The organism is Pseudomonas sp. B21128 (assembly GCF_044218865.1).
In the GTDB taxonomy this organism is placed as follows: Bacteria; Pseudomonadota; Gammaproteobacteria; order Pseudomonadales; family Pseudomonadaceae; genus Aquipseudomonas; species Aquipseudomonas iridis.
This window is the reverse complement of the sequence record NZ_CP162590.1, coordinates 5001754-5017958: the sequence shown is the minus strand read 5'-3', so window position 1 is coordinate 5017958 and position 16205 is coordinate 5001754. Positions and strand designations below refer to the sequence as shown.

Sequence of the window (16205 nt, the reverse complement as noted above, 5' to 3'; positions counted from 1 at the left end):
ACTGAAAGTAAAACGAGTAAAAGGATGAAGCACTTTGCTATAGACGGCAATAAAGCAAAGTGCTTTAATGAAAACCAAGCAAAATGCTATAGAGGGAGAAAGCTGATGAGCAGGAAAGATCCGCAATTCAATTTGAGGTTGCCAGAGGAGGTCAAGGAGTGGGTAGAGCAAAGCGCGAAGGAGAATTGCCGATCCCAGACAGCCGAAATTGTTTATTGGCTGACGGCGGCGAAGAGGCAGAAAGAGCAAGCAGTAGCTTGAAAATGAAGAAGCCCCAGTGCGGGAACACTGAGGCTTCGGAAAACGAGATCAACTTCGAGGAAGAAATCGTCATGTCGAATATTAGCACAGCGGTATCGAATGTCATCCCGTTCCGTTCAGCCAGTCTGTTGCTGGTTGAGAAGGGTGGCGAGCCATTCGTGCCGATGAAGCCGGTCGTTGAAGGCATGGGCCTGGCATGGCAGGCGCAGCACGCCAAACTCACATCGGGACGATTCAATTCAGTTATCACGATGATCGTGACAACTGGTGTCGACGGCAAGCAGTACGAAATGGCATGTCTTCCGTTGCGAAAGCTGCCGGGCTGGTTGATGTCGATTCATGCAAGCAAGGTCCGGCCTGAGTTGCGCGAATGCGTGATCGCTTTTCAGAACGAGTGCGATGACGTGCTGTGGCTGCATTGGAACAAGATCCATACGCCTGTCGAGTTGGCAGCGAACACTAATTACACCTTGATCGGAACCACCATCGGCTCCGACGGCTTTCACTGCCTGTCTGCTGTGATCGACGGGAAAATCAGCCGCCTCGATAAGCGTGCTAAACAAAGCGCGCGCATGCACATCTGGTCGCAGGTACACAAAGCCTTCAGCGTCGTGCGCGGGGAAGACATTCCCGCTGAAAAGCTTGAATCAGCGATGAATTTCGTTGCTGCATATGCCATCGAAGGCCAGTATCTGCCAAAACCAGCAGAGCCGTATTTCGATGTCGGCCAGGATGGCCGCTATATGCTCAGCTTCAATCACAAAGGTGAGCAACAGATCACGCGGATTCCTGATGACGCTTATGTGTTGTCGAGCCAGGAATTTTTGAAGGGCATCGCGCACATCCCTGGCGACATCCCGATTTCTACTGACGACCTTTTCGAGTTCGCCCTCGCGGCGCTGAGCAACCTGCGCCTGAGGTCTAAGCACAGAGCAGCCTGACAAAGCTTTCACCCATCACCCCGCACCAGCGGGGTTTTGGCGCTTCCGGCGGATGGTGGTAGATTGCTGCCATCTACAGGGAGATTCACCATGTCTGACCCATCGAGCCCGATAACTGGATTTATCCTATTGGCGATCGCCTTCATCGCTTATTTCCTCCCCACTTTCATCGCGGCAAAACGGGATCATCCGAACGGAACGGGAATCTTTTTACTGAACCTGTTCTTGGGATGGACCTTCATTGGATGGCTGGCAGCCCTGATTTGGTCGGTATCAGCTTTCAAACAACCAGCGAAATCAGCGCCGGCCACTGCTGACGAGCCGAATACTCGTATCAGCCAGTTACAGACACTTGCAGCCTTGAAGGAAAAGGGGGTTTTGACGGAGGCTGAGTTTGAAGCCGAGAAGGCGAAGCTTTTGCAGTCTTGATTCAATAATTTCAATAACCCGCTTCGGCGGGTTTTTTTATGCCTGGAGAAAGTCATGACCCAAACGTCACGCCTCGTTTTGGAGATCGATAGTCGGGACGCAGAGAAAAAGGCAGCGGACACTCGTCAGGCTTTGGAAGAGCTTGAATCCCTCGGGATTCCCACACAGAGATCGATGGCCAAGGCCGCGGCTGGTATAGGCGATTCAGGAAAAAGCGCTGATGGCGCCCGCAAGTCTTACGGCTACTACCGGGACGAAGTTGAGCAGCTGCTGGGTCGGCTGGATCCTCTGCGGAAGAAGCAGCAAGAGCTCGCCAGAAGCCAAGCTGAATTGGCTTCGGCGTTCAAGCGAGGCGATATTGGGGAGGCGGGCTACAAGGAGTTTTCAGCAATCATTCGGGATCAGTCCACTGCCATATCAGCGCAGCGTTCGGCCTTGAAAAACCTCAATGGTGATTTGGGCAAGACGGGAATGACAGCAAAGGCCACCGCCGCAGCGCTTAGGGGCGTGCCCGCGCAATTCACTGACATCGCGGTTTCCCTTCAGGCAGGCCAGGCGCCGTTAACCGTTCTGCTTCAGCAGGGGGGGCAGCTTAAAGATATGTTCGGTGGTATTGGCCCTGCTGCGAAAGCTCTTGGTGGCTATATTGTCGGGCTTGTAAACCCGTTTACTGTCGCCGCTGCAGCTGTCGGTGGCTTAGCAGCCATTTATTACGATGCAGAGAAGGAAGCAAGCGCTTTCAACAAAGCATTATTTTCGGGCTCCGCCAGTTCGGGGCAGACAGCATCTAGCCTGTCGTCGATAGCAAAGGACGCGTCGAGCTTAACGGGAAGCCTCTCTCAGGCGAAGGAGGCAGTGATAGCGCTCGCCGCCAGCAGTGGATTGAGCCAGGTTCAATTCAGAAATCTCGCCGAGGCGGCGACTTCGATCAGCGAATTCACAGGCAAAAGCGCGGCGGAAGTTGCTAAATCTCTAGGCGATCTGGGCTCGAACGCGACTAAGGCTGCCGAGAAAATTAGCGCCCAGTACGGGCTTCTCACGGCCGCACAGTACGAACTGATCACCAGCTTGGACGCCCAAGGGAAAAAGCAGGAAGCCCTCGACGCTCTAAGTGAGTCGCTCAATCAAAATGCCCAAGCAAGACTTAAGCGCTATCAGGAGTCTTTATCGGCTGTTGAGAAAGGATGGAATAGCATCGGCACAGCAATAAGCAGCGCCTACAGCCAGTTAAAGGGCGAGCTTTTTCCGGACAGCGCCAAGCAGATCGAAATTATTGAGCGGATTCTGAAAACCCGACAGGAAGGGGGCGTAACTGGCGCTTTATCCACTGGGCTGAGCAAGCTCAACGGAATGCTCGGGCTGGCCGATGGTGAGAATGATGATTCAACAGAGGCGCTGGAAAAAAGACTTTCTCTGATGAAGCTTGGTTTATGGGTAACACAACAAAATGCCCTAGCCGAGGGAGAGGCCACTCGCAAAAACCAAGAGCGTATCGACGCGGAAAGCAAGTGGAGCTCGATCACCAGAAAGAACATGTCGGATCAGAAGAAGTTGGCGCTGGAAATTGCCGAAGCGAGGAAAGTCGGTGTCGAGGCCGGCAAGTCACAGGCGGTGATCGACAAGGAAGTAGCCGATATCCAGGCAAGGTTCGATAAGAGCCAGCCGAAGGAAAAGGCTTACCGCGAAGACGCCGGCATGAAGGCGCTTGATCAGGCCCGCCAGCAATATGCCGTGCTGCAACAGCAGAACTCGCTGATCGGCGTGCAGAAGGGCGAGGTCGACAAGCTTGGCGCCGCCGGGCAGGCGCTGGTGAAGTGGGAGCAGGAACTTGCCGATATCAAGGGCAAGCAGATCCTGACGGCCGATCAGAAGGCTCTGATCGCGAACCAGGAACTGATCACCGCCCAGCTGAAAAAGAACGCCGCGCTTGAGAAGGAAAACCAGCTCAAGAAGATCTCCACGGAGGAGACGCAGAAGCTCGCGGCATTCCAGACCAATCTGTCCAGCCAGCTGGCAAAGGCACAGACGGGATTGGACAACAACCTCGCCGGCATGGGTATGGGCGACCAGCAGCGTCAGCGCTTGCAGGAACAACTCAGCATCGAGCAGCAGTACCAGTCGCAGATGGATGCTCTGCAGCAGCAGCGTAACGAGGGGCGCATCAGCGAAAAGCTGTACAGCGAAGAGACTGATGCACTCCGCTCAGCGCTGCAAACCCGTCTTGCCATGCAGCAGCAATACTACACGGATGTGGACAAGGCCCAATCGGACTGGGCGCTTGGTGCTTCATCGGCGTTTCAGACCTACTCTGAGCAGGCGCGAGACGTCGCCGGCCAGACCCGCAACCTGTTCACCAACGCCTTCAGCAACATGGAAGACGGCATCATCCAGTTCGTGAAGACCGGAAAGTTGTCGTTCAAGGATCTGGCGGACGGCATCATCGCCGACCTGATCCGCATCCAGGTGCGGCAGGCGGCGGTGGGCATCTTCGGCACCATCTTCAGCGGATTGACCGCCGGCGCCTCAGCAGGCAATGGCCTCGCAGCCGGATCCGCCGGCGCGACGTCTTCCACGCTCGGCGCATCCGCCGCTGGCTACGGCTCGAAGTTCGGATTCTCCGACGGCGGTTATACCGGCGACGGCGGCAAGTTCGAGCCGAAGGGTGTTGTGCACGGCGGCGAGTTCGTTGTCCGCAAGGAAGCAGTGAGCCAGCCAGGCGCACGGGAATTCCTCGAGCGCATGAACGCGAACGCCAAAGGGTACGCAGATGGCGGCTACGTTGGCGCTACCGCTGCGGCATCGACCTCCAATGTCGTACCGATCTCGTCGGGCTCGTCCACTGCGCCGGTCATCCAGCAGAGCTTCAGCTTCCAAGGCACACCAGATGACGCCACCGTCAACATGGTGCGCGAGGCGGCGATGCAGGGTGCTAAGGGCGGCTACGAGCTGGTCGTGCGCGACCTGAAAATGAACGGAACCATCCGCCAGCTGATCGCGCGGCGCTAAGCAATCTAAGGAGTACTGCATGGCTCTCACGTGGCCGGCTTCGCTGCGCCCGTCAGAAATGACGTGGGGCATCGTCAACAACAGCAGGGCGTTCACCTCGACGCTCTCGAATGCCCAGCAGATCGTCGGCTACCCGGGCGCTTACTGGCAGTGCACCTTGACCTTCGGATTGCTGACCCGAGAGGAGGAGCGACAGCTGACCTCTTTCCTCGGGAAGCTCGACGGCATGATGGGCACCTTCAACCTGCCGGCCTTCACCCGCCGGCGCACCAACAGCGTCGGCGCGCTCTCAGTGGTCACCGGCAACGCGCAAGCGCGGTCGATGGTCATCGGCGGCGCGCCGGTGAATGCTGCGGTGTTTGCTGCTGGTGACTACATCACCATCGCTGGCGAAATGTTCGAGGTCACCGATGCAGCGTCGGCGAACGCGCAGGGCAGGGTGACGGTGTCGCTCAACAAGCGGATCCGCAGGACGCTCACGGCCGGTACCGCCGTCGAGTACCTCAATCCGTATTCGGAAATGCGCATGACCACCGACACCTGGGCGATGTCCATCAAGCCGGTGATCGCGAACGGCAGTTACCAATTCAGGGAGGCCTTCTGATGCCCTCAGCATTCCCGTTCAGCCAGAGCGTTGTGAACATCATTGCGACCGGCCGCTTCATGCCGGTCTACGCGGTCCAGCTCGACTTCGTCGACGGCATGGTCTTCGCGCACACCGGTACCGGTGATCTGGTGGTCGATGGCATCACCTACCTCGGCGTGGGTAACTTCGGCCAGGTGAGCCAATCGCAGGAGAGCGACAACTCCGGCTCGCCAATGTCGGTCGAGCTGACGCTCAGCGGGTTGGATGCCTACATCCTCTCCGAGACGAACGTCCGAGGCTGTCGCGGGCGAATGGCAAAAGTCATATTCGTGGTGTTCGACGAGGTCGGCAACTACGCGGCGGACATTCTGTTCTCTGGTCGCATGGACGCGGCGAAGTTCTCCTTTGCCGGCAATGGCGAGGACGGCAACAGCATCACCGTGCCGGTTATCGACCGCATGGCCGAGTGGAGCCGCACCGGTACCGAACGATTTACCGATGAAAATCACCGCGCGCGCCATCAGGGTGACCGGTTCTTTTACGCCATCGCCCAAATGTCCGAGTGGCCCATTTATTGGGGCTCGAAGAAGGACGCACCGACATTCACCTATGGAAGCTAGCCATGCGCTACCGAGACTGGACAACCCGCCTGAACGAAACGATCAAGGCCGCCCAAGAGCGGCCTTTTTCATGGGGCGAATTTGACTGCTGCCTGTTCGCTGCAGACTGCACGGCCTCGGTGTGTGGTGTCGATCCGGCGGAGAACTACCGCGGCAAGTACACGACGGAAACCGGTGCGAAGCGGCAACTGAAGAAGCAGCACGGCAGCCTTGAGGCGGCGTGGGATGTCCACTTCGCCCGGGTGCCGTTGGGTTTCATCCAGCGCGGCGACGTCGTGCTGTACGACGCACCCGGCGGCCGAAGCATGGCCGTTTTCTGGGCTGGGGATTACTGGGCTGCCACCGATGACGGTGCGGCTCGGGTTGAGTGCGAGCCATTGGCCGCGTGGAGAATTGAATGAGCGGCGGCGTTAAGAAACTCGCTTCAGTCGTCATCGGCGCGGTGGTTGGTTTTGCTCAGGGCGGCCCCTGGGGTGCTGTGGCTGGCGCAGCGCTTGCCTTTTACGCTGCCGAGCAACAGGAAAAGCTCAACACCAAGTCGCCACTGCGCGACAACGAGCCGTCTGCCCAGACCGTACGCTCCTCGAAGGCGCCGGTGCGCTACATCCTTGGACGCGTTTCCACCGGCGGCGTGCTGGTGTGGGCGCAGGAGCAGGCTGGCGATCAAGGGGAGGGCGAATGGCTGCATCTGGTGTACGTGCTTTGCGAAGGGGCGATCGATGCCCTCGAAAACATCTACCTTGGCGAAGAGGAAATTGGTGCGTTCGGTCCTTTCGCCACCTACGAGCTCGTCGTCGAGCCGACGCAGGTGAATGCATTCCTCAAGGCCAACTGCCCGGACTGGAAAGACTCACAGATCGGTCGTGGTTTGTCCTTTGTCCGCATCTCTCTTTTTTACAGCGCCGAAAAGTTCCCGTCCGGCATCCCCGACACTCGCTTTGTCGTGCGCGGCCGTAAGGACATTTACGATCCCCGGAGCAACACGGCGGGCTACAGCGCAAACACTGCGCTGCATCTGCTGTGGTACCTCCGCGCCCGCTGCGGGGTTCCTGACGATGAAATCGTTTTCGAAACTTTCGCGAGTGCTGCGAACGTGTGCGATGAGGCCGTCACCAATGCGGACGGCTCTACCAGCCAGCGCTACCGCAGCGGTTGCGTGATCGGTGCAGACGAGCAGCGAACCGGAGTCCTGCAGAAGCTCGAAGCCGCTGCTGGTGGCCACCTGATCCGAGTTGGTGGTCGCTGGATGTTCCAGGCCGGGGCCTACTACGGGCCGTACGACTTCGAAATCACCGAAGATATGGTGATCGGCACCGTCACGGGTAGCACTGAGCCAACCAACGACTCAGCAATCAACACCGTTCGCGGAACGTTCATCGACCCTTCGCAATCTTGGACGGAAACCGACTATCCCGAGGTCAGCGTAGCCGAGTGGATCGTTGAGGATGGCGGTGAGGCGGCGGAGACGCTGACCTACTCCTATGTCACCGATCCTTACCAAGCGCAGCGTCTGGCGAACATGGAGCTGCGTCGACGCCGAGCCGGTGGCGCAATCAGCATCCCGATGAATTTCGCCGGCTACAACTGCCGGCCGGGCCGCGTCGTTCGGGTGAACCTCCCGTCGCTGAACATCCTTGGCGAGTTCATCGTTTCCGATTGGTCGATGGGCGATCGCGAGGGGTGCACGGTCCAGGTCAAGCAATACGAGCCGGCAATCTTTGATGATGCGGTGGGGCAGCCGTATAACCCGATCGGGTTTATCAACCTGCCTTCCGGCGGGCTTGGCAGCCCTACCAATCTCACGTGGACACAGGACACCACTGCGGAAGTAATTCAGGGCGTTCTGTCCTGGCTGCCGCCGAGCGGCATCGTGAAGGAATACATCGTGATCGTGCGCCAGGGCACGACAGCGATTCAGTCGCACAACGTGCCGTCAACCTCGACAGAGTGTGCAATCAATGGCTTGCCGTCGGGCAACTACACGATGAGCGTGGCCGCCGTAGGGCCCATGGCCCGATCGCGCGAGGTGACGATCACCGTCAGCATCAATGGCCCACCCATTCCGGAAAGCTGCGTGGTGCAGTCTTCTATCGACAGCATCGTGCTTATTCCGAGCAACTCGCAAAACGGGCTGAACGGAGGCACCTACGAGTACTTCTTCAGCACGTCACCGACAGCCACCTCTGCTGATGCCGAGTATCTGGGGCAGGGACTTTCTTTTACGCACACCGGGCTGGGGTTCTGGACGAACTACTACTATTTCGTCCGCTCATCCAACGCCTACGGGAAGAGCTCTTTCCTCTATGTTCCGGCTCAGACTTCGAACGACGTTTCGGCTTATCTGGCGGCGCTTGCCGGCAAGATCACCGAGACAGAACTCGGCGAGGATCTTCTAGCAGAAATCGAGAAGATCCCTGGTCTACAGGCGCAGATCGATGCGCTGGACGGGCTTAAGGGCTATAAGCCAGAGCAAACCTATCTCAAGGGGCAGATGATCGTTGTTGACGGCAGGGTCTATCAGGCGGCGAAGGCGGTACCGGTGCAGACGCCGCCACCGAATCCGACATATTGGATAGACGTCGGGCAGTCGGTGGAGACAGCCAATGGCTTGGCTCAGCAGGTGGCGACCAACACTGCTGACATCAATGAAATAGACGGCGTAGTCACCGCTCAGGCGGCGGCGACCCAAACCCTGCGCGCAGCATCCCGCGAGGATGACGGAAGCGGTGATCTGGCGGATGCGATGAAAGGGTGGACCAGCACAGCGTCGATTGCTGCGGAAAGCAAGGTGCGCGCCTCAGAGGCGGAGGCAACTGCACAACGGCTCACAACCTTTGATGCAAAAGTCGCTGCGAATGCGGCAAACATCACCGAGCTGACACAGGTGGTAACCACCACCAACTCAGCGACGGCAACGCAGATAGGTCAGTTGAGCGTGTCTGTCGCGCAGCAAGGATCTGACATTCAGCAGAACGGCTCAGCTATCCAGCAGAACGGCTCAGCTATCCAGCAGAACGGCTCAGCGATTCAGCAGAACACTGCTGCGATTCAACAGACCGCGACTGCATATGCGGATACGGCAGGCAAGTTGTCGACGATGTGGTCAGTGAAGATGCAGGTCACCGCGAATGGTCAATACGTTGCGGCCGGTATCGGGCTGGGTATTGAGAACACCGGAGCGGGCCTGCAGAGCCAGTTTCTCGTTGCCGCCGATCGATTCGCCGTCGTCAATAGCATTGCTTGGTGGCGGTATGTCGGTGCCATTTGCGGTTGAGAACGGCCAAGTGTTCATGAATGCAGCGTTCATTAAGGACGGCAGCATCACCAACGCAAAAATCGGGAGCTACATTCAGTCCAGCAACTACCAGCCCGGCTCCACTGGCTGGCGTTTGAATTTCGATGGCACCTTCGAAATAAATGGTTCGGTTCCCGGGCAAGGGCGCTCAATGCAAACCCATCGGTCTTTGCGTTTCTGGGATAACAACAACGTAAAGCGAATACAGCTTGGAGATCAATACGAATGAGTTATGGGCTGCGAATGTGGGGCCCCAATGGCGAGCTCCAGTTCAATACAGACACAGCAACATGGAGAATAGTGATTTCAACCGTTGTCTCGTTCGCGGGTGCACAAGGAAAAGCCACTCAGCAATTTTCTGTACCTGGATGTAATCCCAATAATGCAGTGGCGATTGTTCTGCCTATTGGCACGCCGTCTTCCAGCGATCGTCAGCTTGAGACTGAAATGGCGGATGGTGTTGCCTATGTTAGAAATTTTATTAACGGCTATGCAGGGGCCAATATCTCACGGAGTGAGATGCGGTTGATTGTTATGAGGTGGTATTGATGGCGGGCTACGGGCTTACTGTAATCAATGATGCTGGCGCTATTTCCATCGATTCGGAGTACGCAAGATTGTGCGTGCTTCAATCCGGAAGATATTCAGGCGCGTCGGGCGCTGCGGTAGTTTCTTTTAGCCCAGCAATTTCCACGCAAGAACCGCCAATGGTATTCGTAAGGCCCGACAGCAACGGGGGGATCGTAACGATCGGCTGCAGCATTTCAGGATCACCAGGTAACTGGACAGGAATGATCATTACGGGACCCGTCAACTACAACCCAGCAGGAAAATATTTTGTCTCTGGGTTTGCAGCTTCGGCGACTGCGTTGTATGGCATGAGGCTGTGGGACGGCAACGGAAAGTTGCTATTCGATAGTGGAACTCAGGCAGCTGTGTTTACAAGGTTCTTTCAGAACTGGACTTACGTAAAGTCTACAATTGATGCTCAAGGTTATTATACAAATTGGTATTCCTCGCCGTTTAGCTACTCCGGTGATGAATATCTAATGATTAATAATGCCAGTATGCGAATGATTTCTGGAGACAATGTTGGGAGGATTTGCGGGGTTGTTTATGACTTCTCTCTTTCTCAGCTTTGGTTTACTACTACAGCTATAAACAATCCTTACGCTTTCAGTCTTCCTGCAATCTTCGCAAAAATCAGCGCTTAATTAATATAGAGATCACATTATGCCTTGGCACAGATTGGGCACGGTTTCTGTTACCCAAAATTCACCAACTATCACCGGCGTCGGAACTGCGTTTGCAGCCAACACCCGTATCGGTGACGCGTTCATCGGCCCGGACGGTCGCCAGTACGAACTCGCCAACGTCGCAAGCGATACCGTGATTTCGATCATCCCGGCGTACATTGGGCCGAGCGTCTCCGGCGCGAGCTACGCAGTAGCGCCGATTCAGGGATATCAGAAGGGCCTGGGCGACGAGGTGCGGAGTTGGGTCAATACCTACGGCCCGAAGATGGCGGCACTTGGCTCCACTGGTAATTACGACACCCTGCCATTGTACAAGGGCGGTACCGGTATCGCTGTGAACAACAACACTGAGCTGTTGGCAGGGTTGGGCGCTATGCCTGCGGCGGGGGGAGGGTATTCGCCAGTGTTCAATGCGCTGCGTGTGATATCGACAGCCTTTACCGCGTCAGGGGGAGGTTACGTCGGGTGGAACGAGAACAACGGAAGCGGCCTGTCCGGAGCTATGTCCTTCAGCTGCAACATGGGTGGTGGTACTGGTGGTTTCAGCTGGCGGACGGTGAATCAAAACAACACCGTCGGCGGCCCTTTCATGACCTATTCCTACGCAGGGGTCTTGAACGTACCAACGGGTCTACAGCTTGCTGGGCGCAATGTTGTGGAGAGCGGTTCAAACACCAACGGTTACTGGGTGCGCCTCGCCGACGGAACTCAGTTTTGTTCATGCACTACAGGGGCGGTCGGTGCGACCACAGTTTATGGCAACGCTTGGATAAGTGCGGACTCGACATGGACATTCCCCGCAGCATTCGTGGCCGGATCAGAACCGGTGGTTGTGGGGACCCAAAATTCGGCCAAAGGCGTGATCGGATTGAATACGCCAGCTACCCCGACGAGTGTGATTTGGGCGCGCATTGCATTCTTTAGTGATGGAACCGGTCGCGCATCGCGCCTTTTGGCCTTTGGTCGCTGGTATTAATGGGAGAACTCATGATCATCAATCTTTCACCAATCCGTTCAGACGAAGAGCTGAGTGTGATTAAGCAGGGCGCGACATTGATCTTGAACGGCGAGCCCTTCGATTTCACCAACATCGGCGATGGCGACACGCTTCCGCTTGAGGCAATTGCATCTACCTGGTTCGCTGACGCCGTGATCAAAACCAGCGACACCATAGAGGTGACCTTGCGTCTTCCGCTGCCGGCGAACTTCAGTCCGGAGCAAGCTTTCCCTGTGCCACTGCTAAACGTTCCGGATGGTGTCGTGCAGCTTCCGCAACCATTACCGACATCGGTCGTCACCGTGGAGATGACCCAATGAACATTGATTGGAGCAAGCTAATTACCAAGGCAATGAAGGATGCCGCCGCGGCGAGTGAGGCGCTCGCTGCATCCAAGATTGAGTTGGCGGCTCGTAACAGTTTCGCGGTGGTGCAGATCGCGCGCATTCAAGATCGGGTAGACACACTCGGATATGGGATCGACGCCGGCGAAGCCACTGAAGAGGACGAATCTGAGCAGGCGGCGCTGCTGATCAATCTGAAAGCCTGGAAGGGCTATAAGTTCGCGCTAGGCAAAGTCACTGCGCAGCCTACCTGGTACGCCGCGCCGGTCTGGCCGGTTGAGCCAGCGATCCCAACGATTGCGGCCAGTCCAGAAGCACGGGTTGCCGACCTGATTTAGCGCCTTGATGTCACCGCACGCACCCGCCATCGAGCGGGTTTATTTTTGCCTGGAGAAAAGTTATGACCGTTACCGAAAGAGACCGCGACATCCTCGCCCGCACCTTGTGGGGTGAGGCGCGCGGGGAAGGAACGGCCGGCCAAGTGGCCGTCGCTTGGACGATCCGAAATCGCGTGTTCGACGGCAAGGAAAAGTCGTGGTGGGGCGAGGGCTACGCTGGTGTCTGCCAGGCCAAGTACCAGTTCAGCTGCTGGAACAAGACCGACCCGAACTATCAGTTCCTGATCGGCGTGAAGCAGATCCCGTTCCGCGAGCTGGCGCAATGTCGTATCGCTGCTGACCAGGTGATCGACGGCAAGGTGCCAGACCCTACCGGCGGCGCCACGCACTACTACGCGCTCAGCATGAAGAAGCCGCCAGGGTGGGCGGCGAAAGCGAAGCAGACCCTGAAACTGGGCGGTCATGTCTTCTTCAAGGATGTCCCGTGATTGTCGTGCCTTGGCGTACGATCGGCGTGATGGTGCTGGTGCTGATCGGCGCCGGCAGTGTCTGGCAGTTTCAGGACTGGCGCTACGGCAAGCAGCTGGCCGATCAGGCGCGGCTGCAAGCCGAAACGCTCAATCAACTGACTCAGGTCGCGGCGACCGCGCAGCAGGCCGAGCAGAATAAGCGCCTGGCGCTAGAGCAGCGACTGGCGGCCCGCGAGAAAAACCACTTCGAGAAAATGACCGATGCTCAAAAGAACCAAGATCGCTTGCGCGATCGCCTTGCCACTGCTGATGTCCGGCTGTCAGTCCTCATCGACGCAACCGACGCTGCCAAGGCCTGTGGCGTGCCAACCACCCCCGGCTCCAGCGGCGTGGATCATGCAGCCCTACGAGCCCGACTTGACCCAGCGCATGCTCAACGAATTGTCGCCATCACCGGTGAAGGTGACCGCGGACTGATAGCGCTGCGCGCGTGCCAAGCCTATGTCAATGAGCTACGTTTGATCTCGGATTGATCTCGCCGCCGGCATTGCAAACCCCGCTAGTTTTCTTCTTGTGCGACCAAGGATTTTAGAATGTACGGTGCGACGTATTGAGACCCAAAAAAGGAAAGATGGTTAATGTCCTTATAAAGGATCTTACCGCTCTTTGCCACGTAGCAGCTATTGCTATCACATAGCTGCGAAGATAGATCGATTATTTGTACATTGCTAAAATCGTTTGCGACTCGCTGCACGATTTCCTTATATGCGACGTACACTCCGTCTTTGTCATATACGTCCCTTGGGAACGCGCAGCCATCATCTTTTGCAGTGATTCTGAACGGTCTTGTGCTACATGCCGAAGGATCGAATGGAAGCGTTGGATTGTCCAGAACAACAACGACGTTTTTATTTGCATCTGATAGCATTTGGAATGATCTTCTCATGCCATTCTCCAAAACCTTCCTAAAGTTAACTTCGGAAGGGTTTGCAATGTCTATTGCATCTTCATAAGAGCAGCGCGGGTTATGAGCTAGAAGCACGTTAATTACGGATTCATCCTTTACAACGTAATCATATGCCTGATTAATCAGGCGGTATGCATTTTCGCGAACCCTCGTTGCTCGCTTGTCTTTCTGTGCGGTAGAGGTATCGTAAAAAGGGGCCGCGCAACTTGCTGGGAAAACAGCTATACCCTGATTGTCCGATGAGTAACTACTAAGCCCAACAAATAGGTGTGATGCATGGGAGTCGCCTATGACTGCACTGGTGAAAGCGCCATCTTTAATCTTACATGGGCTGTCAGTCATGGTTAACCAGTCAGGAAATCGACTTGTGCATTTTGCAATGGAAGCGGCGATGTTTTTCTCGATATTTTGAGATTCTTCATTATCGATGTTTTGGGAGGCGGTGGGGTACCTATATGTAGCAAACCCACCAATCGCGACAACCATCATCAGAGCTGCTAAGCCAGGTGTTTGGCGTGGAAGCCTTATAGCCCCTGCTCGAAGAGGTTTTTCGATCACCGAGTAAGTAGCCCACGCGAACAAGATTGACACCGCTACCGCCGCCGCTCTGATTTCGATGCTAGGGGTTTCACTCTGCACAATGCGAGCGAACGCGAGTAGAGGCCAGTGCCAGAGGTACAGCGGAAAGCTGATAAGACCGATAGCTACAGCTACACGTGTTGAGAAAATTTTTCTGTTGATGAAGGAGGAAGGCCCAGCAGCTATAAGCAGGACCGAACCAAGAACAGGAAGTATCGCACGCCACCCCGGAAAGTGATCACTGGCCTTGATACTGAACACAGCGAATACTATCAATCCAAGCCCAGAAGCACTCAATACATTATTGAGCAATTGGCGTTTTTCAGATCCTGAAGCCCACCAAGGCTGGAGGCAAGCCCAGGCTAGCAATGTTCCTGCCAAGAGTTCCCATGCGCGGGTCGGCAACAAGTAGAATGTGGCATCTGGATCTATGTCGATTAAGTATAGATTTAATCCAAGTGATACTGCTCCTATCACTAAGATCGTTTTTATCGCACTTAAACCCATTTTCCAATTTGCCCATAGTATTATGGGGAATAGTAAATAAAACTGCTCTTCAATAGCTAACGACCACAGATGGAGTAAAGGTTTAAGCTCAGCTGAAGTGTCGAAATAACCGCTTTCGTACCATAAGGCAAAGTTCGCTACAAATCCTGCACCTGCTATCACGTGTTTTGATAGGCCGGTCATCTCTTCCGGTAGCAGTATAAGCTTGCCAATAGCCCATGATGATATTAGTACAACTGTTAAGGCTGGAAAGATTCGCCTTATCCTTCTAGCGTAAAAGTCCGAGAAGCTAAATGTTCCCCGATCAATGCTTTTTAGCAGGATGGTCCCAATTAAAAAACCGGAGATCACGAAGAAAACATCAACCCCAACAAAACCCCCGGGAACTAGGCTTGGGAATGCGTGGAAAATCACGACAGAAATTACAGCCAAAGCGCGAAGTCCGTCTATATCTCTTCTATATTTTATATTTGGATTTGTCATTGATGTTGACTCGGATTTGGCTTAGCCGCTAAGTGGGGCGGCAGAAGGCGGCGATACTGCCATCATTCTGGTGCGAAGGAAACCGCCCGGTGCCGTAGGCGACGGTGAGTTATTCCCCAAAACGCAACCGTTTGGACCAATGTTTATTGGGTTCTGAAGAGTCGCAAAATAGCGTGGTTTTCAGTGCTGATTTACGGCTCAAGGCCTTGATTTTAAAGGCCTTGTTCCGTTCTTATGCGGCATCCCAGGCTGTGACACCGCAAACGAGATCACCACTACTTTTTCACTGATGTGCGTGCGCTCACTCCTCCTCCTCACTAACGCGAATCTCTCTTAGCAGCCGTTGATTTTCTCGGAAGAGGTGGTCTCTCTGGTGCTCCACATCCGCAAATCGACGTCTTTCGCTCAGTAAATCCCCCTCGGCGTACTGAAGCTTTGCCCTGAGAGAGTTTCTCTCCAGGGTGAGCGCGTCATTGTCACGAACCAAGCCATCAATATTGTCAAGTGCCCGATCGAGTTTGAGGGTGAGCATTTCGAATTCGTTTTCGTACATCCTGATCTGGTGACGGCAGGTTTCGAGCGAAGTCGGGGTACCGAGCCAATCGTCGGTGTCTTCTATATAGAGGGAATCCACGGGCATGCCTTGCTTGATACTGGTTGCATATACAGTACTCGAGGCGCAGGGAGCGGGCGAGGGGGAAGCGACGAACAGTCAGTCGGGCGTCATCAAAACGGCGAGCGTCATCTTGATGAACTCTTCGTTCTTGTCGATTGCCCAGAGCGCGCCGCGAACATTCTCAGCCACATCGGCCGATCCGCGCTGCTCGACCCAATTTGACAGCTCCATGATGGCGGCTTCCAGGGCGAGTTGATTTTCGTTGATCTTGAAGAGCAGGGAAGGGAGTAGGTCTGAGTTTGGCATTTTGGTTTCCTCCTTGGACGAAACCAGCGTAGCAGGGAAGTGTTCGGTCGGCAGGACGCCGTAGCGCAGGGACTTTCCAGTCGAAAGCCTGTAGGGACTTTTGCGGGGATTCGTGAAATACGGTTAGTCACGGTTAGGCATCGATTGCAGTGGGCGCCGTTCCAAAGGACTGTTCCGTATAGCTTTTTAGCACTTCTGCAAGCA

17 protein-coding genes and 1 pseudogene are annotated in these 16205 nt (G+C 55.6%); 15 read left to right on the top strand and 3 right to left on the bottom strand.

The window, feature by feature from the left end; genetic code table 11:
- Positions 1-24: 24 nt before the first annotated feature.
- From AB4P91_RS22605 to AB4P91_RS22535, 15 genes and pseudogenes are all read left to right on the top strand, one after another.
- On the top strand, positions 25-261 hold the full coding sequence (locus tag AB4P91_RS22605) for an Arc family DNA-binding protein (RefSeq protein ID WP_395603744.1): 237 nt from the start codon (positions 25-27) through the stop codon (positions 259-261).
- Complete coding sequence (locus AB4P91_RS22600) at positions 159-1202, top strand: phage antirepressor N-terminal domain-containing protein (protein WP_395603743.1); 1044 nt, start codon at positions 159-161, stop codon at positions 1200-1202. The genes AB4P91_RS22605 and AB4P91_RS22600 overlap by 103 nt, the downstream gene beginning before the upstream one ends.
- Positions 1203-1292: 90 nt before the next feature.
- Positions 1293-1631, top strand: a complete 339-nt coding sequence (locus tag AB4P91_RS22595) for a superinfection immunity protein (RefSeq protein ID WP_064361189.1) — start codon at positions 1293-1295, stop codon at positions 1629-1631.
- Positions 1632-1685: 54 nt separating this feature from the next.
- Positions 1686-4637 carry a phage tail tape measure protein gene (locus AB4P91_RS22590; protein WP_395603742.1) on the top strand — a complete coding sequence of 984 codons (2952 nt, stop codon included), beginning with the start codon at positions 1686-1688 and terminating at the stop codon, positions 4635-4637.
- A 19-nt stretch (positions 4638-4656) separates the two neighbouring features.
- On the top strand, positions 4657-5241 hold the full coding sequence (locus tag AB4P91_RS22585) for a hypothetical protein (RefSeq protein ID WP_395603741.1): 585 nt from the start codon (positions 4657-4659) through the stop codon (positions 5239-5241).
- Positions 5241-5843: a hypothetical protein gene (locus AB4P91_RS22580; RefSeq protein WP_395603740.1), complete on the top strand. Its 603-nt coding sequence runs from the start codon at positions 5241-5243 to the stop codon at positions 5841-5843. Before AB4P91_RS22585 ends, AB4P91_RS22580 begins: the two co-directional genes overlap by 1 nt.
- A gap of 2 nt (positions 5844-5845) precedes the next feature.
- Complete coding sequence (locus AB4P91_RS22575) at positions 5846-6244, top strand: DUF6950 family protein (RefSeq protein ID WP_042559958.1); 399 nt, start codon at positions 5846-5848, stop codon at positions 6242-6244.
- Positions 6241-9367 (top strand): annotated as a pseudogene (locus AB4P91_RS22570) (DUF1983 domain-containing protein). The gene AB4P91_RS22575 and the pseudogene AB4P91_RS22570 overlap by 4 nt, the downstream one beginning before the upstream one ends.
- A complete protein-coding gene (locus tag AB4P91_RS22565; protein ID WP_395603739.1) occupies positions 9364-9687 on the top strand; it encodes a hypothetical protein in 324 nt (107 codons plus the stop codon). The pseudogene AB4P91_RS22570 and the gene AB4P91_RS22565 overlap by 4 nt, the downstream one beginning before the upstream one ends.
- Positions 9687-10352, top strand: a complete 666-nt coding sequence (locus AB4P91_RS22560; protein ID WP_395603738.1) for a hypothetical protein — start codon at positions 9687-9689, stop codon at positions 10350-10352. The genes AB4P91_RS22565 and AB4P91_RS22560 overlap by 1 nt, the downstream gene beginning before the upstream one ends.
- 19 nt (positions 10353-10371) lie before the next feature.
- Positions 10372-11370: a phage tail protein gene (locus AB4P91_RS22555; protein WP_395603737.1), complete on the top strand. Its 999-nt coding sequence runs from the start codon at positions 10372-10374 to the stop codon at positions 11368-11370.
- An 11-nt stretch (positions 11371-11381) separates the two neighbouring features.
- On the top strand, positions 11382-11711 hold the full coding sequence (locus AB4P91_RS22550) for a hypothetical protein (protein WP_395603736.1): 330 nt from the start codon (positions 11382-11384) through the stop codon (positions 11709-11711).
- Positions 11708-12073: a phage tail protein gene (locus AB4P91_RS22545; protein ID WP_395603735.1), complete on the top strand. Its 366-nt coding sequence runs from the start codon at positions 11708-11710 to the stop codon at positions 12071-12073. Before AB4P91_RS22550 ends, AB4P91_RS22545 begins: the two co-directional genes overlap by 4 nt.
- Positions 12074-12135: 62 nt before the next feature.
- Entirely contained in the window at positions 12136-12561 is a 426-nt protein-coding gene (locus AB4P91_RS22540) for a cell wall hydrolase (RefSeq protein WP_395603734.1), read from the top strand.
- Positions 12561-13076, top strand: coding sequence for a lysis system i-spanin subunit Rz (locus AB4P91_RS22535; protein ID WP_395604995.1), 516 nt, complete (start codon positions 12561-12563; stop codon positions 13074-13076). Before AB4P91_RS22540 ends, AB4P91_RS22535 begins: the two co-directional genes overlap by 1 nt.
- A gap of 26 nt (positions 13077-13102) precedes the next feature.
- Here the strand turns inward: AB4P91_RS22535 and AB4P91_RS22530 are convergent, their stop codons facing one another.
- The 3 genes from AB4P91_RS22530 to AB4P91_RS22520 form a co-directional block, all read right to left on the bottom strand.
- A complete protein-coding gene (locus AB4P91_RS22530; RefSeq protein ID WP_395603733.1) occupies positions 13103-15079 on the bottom strand; it encodes an acyltransferase family protein in 1977 nt (658 codons plus the stop codon).
- Between the two features lie 301 nt (positions 15080-15380).
- The gene (locus AB4P91_RS22525) at positions 15381-15713 is read right to left on the bottom strand and encodes a hypothetical protein (RefSeq protein ID WP_395603732.1); all 333 of its coding nucleotides are present in this window, start codon (positions 15711-15713) and stop codon (positions 15381-15383) included.
- A gap of 78 nt (positions 15714-15791) precedes the next feature.
- On the bottom strand, positions 15792-16001 hold the full coding sequence (locus AB4P91_RS22520; RefSeq protein WP_016774031.1) for a hypothetical protein: 210 nt from the start codon (positions 15999-16001) through the stop codon (positions 15792-15794).
- Positions 16002-16205 lie beyond the last annotated feature (204 nt).